The sequence below is a fragment of the Flavilitoribacter nigricans DSM 23189 = NBRC 102662 genome (assembly GCF_002646595.1).
Classification (GTDB): Bacteria; Bacteroidota; Bacteroidia; order Chitinophagales; family Saprospiraceae; genus Flavilitoribacter; species Flavilitoribacter nigricans.
Window position 1 is genome coordinate 1 of sequence record NZ_PDUD01000112.1, and the last position, 1,702, is coordinate 1,702.

General features: G+C 51.4%; 1 rRNA gene. It reads left to right on the forward strand.

Features of this window, described 5'->3' with window-relative positions:
• Positions 1 to 1,642, forward strand: a 23S ribosomal RNA gene (locus tag CRP01_RS41615); the annotation flags it as partial.
• Positions 1,643 to 1,702 lie beyond the last annotated feature (60 nt).

Sequence of the window (1,702 nt, forward strand, 5' to 3'; positions counted from 1 at the left end):
CTGGAAAAGCAAATGTAGGCATGAGTAACGATAAAATCCGTGAGAAACGGATTCGCCGCAAGACTAAGGTTTCCTCGATCGATGTTAATCAGATCAGGGTTAGTCGGGTCCTAAGGTATATCCGAGAGGAGAAGCCGATGGCAAACAGGTTAATATTCCTGTACCAGTGTATACTGCGATGTGGTGACGAAGGCGCGTAAGGCTCGCGTACTGACGGAATAGTACGTTGAAGTGCGTAGGCGTTGAAGGGGATAGGTAAATCCGTTCCTTGAGCTGAAACACGATAGTACACCAATTTCTTCGGAAAGCGGTGATAGTAGCCCCAAGCATACTTCCAAGAAAACCCACTAAGCTTCAGGTATATACTGCCCGTACCGTAAACCGACACAGGTAGTCGAGGAGAGTATCCTCAGGCGCTCGAGTGATCCGTGGCTAAGGAACTAGGCAAAATAGACGCGTAACTTCGGGAGAAGCGTCGCTCGCTCAGCGATGAGTGAGCCGCAGTGAAGAGGCCCAGGCGACTGTTTAGCAAAAACACAGGACTCTGCTAAATCGAAAGATGAAGTATAGGGTCTGACACCTGCCCGGTGCCGGAAGGTTAAGGAAGGGACTTAGGCTTAGGCCAAAGGTCTTAACTGAAGCCCCGGTAAACGGCGGCCGTAACTATAACGGTCCTAAGGTAGCGAAATTCCTTGTCGGGTAAGTTCCGACCTGCACGAATGGTGTAACGATCTGGGCACTGTCTCGGCCACGAGCTCGGTGAAATTGAAGTATCGGTGAAGATGCCGATTACCCGCAACGGGACGAAAAGACCCCGTGAACCTTTACTACAGCTTCACGTTGTGCTTGGGTATAAGATGTGTAGGATAGGTGGGAGACTATGAAGCGGCTGCGCCAGTGGCTGTGGAGTCATCCTTGAAATACCACCCTTCTTATACTTAGGTTCTAATCCCCTACCCTGGGGAGACATCGTGTGGTGGGTAGTTTGACTGGGGTGGTCGCCTCCTAAAGAGTAACGGAGGCTCGCAAAGGTACCCTCAGCACGGTTGGTAATCGTGCGCAGAGCGTATGAGTATAAGGGTGCTTGACTGAGAGAGGGACGCCTCGAACAGGGTCGAAAGACGGCTTAAGTGATCCGGTGGTTCCGCATGGAAGGGCCATCGCTCAAAGGATAAAAGGTACTCCGGGGATAACAGGCTGATCTCCCCCAAGAGCTCACATCGACGGGGAGGTTTGGCACCTCGATGTCGGCTCGTCACATCCTGGGGCTGGAGAAGGTCCCAAGGGTTGGGCTGTTCGCCCATTAAAGTGGCACGCGAGCTGGGTTCAGAACGTCGCAAGACAGTTCGGTCTCTATCTGTTGTGGGCGTAGGAGTATTGAGGAGATCTGTCTCCAGTACGAGAGGACCGGGATGGACGTACCTCTAGTGTACCAGTTGTGGCGCCAGCTGCATTGCTGGGTAGCTATGTACGGCACGGATAAGCGCTGAAAGCATCTAAGCGCGAAGCCAACTCCAAGATGAGTACTCCAAGTTCTACGGAACGAAAGGGTCCTGGAAGATGACCAGGTTGATAGGCTACAGGTGGAAGTGCAGTGATGTATGAAGCTGAGTAGTACTAATTACCCGAAAGCTTCCTTTATTTCTTCAACTTTACCATCACTTTAGACAACTGCAAACGATCTTTACCTTCAATGCTGACA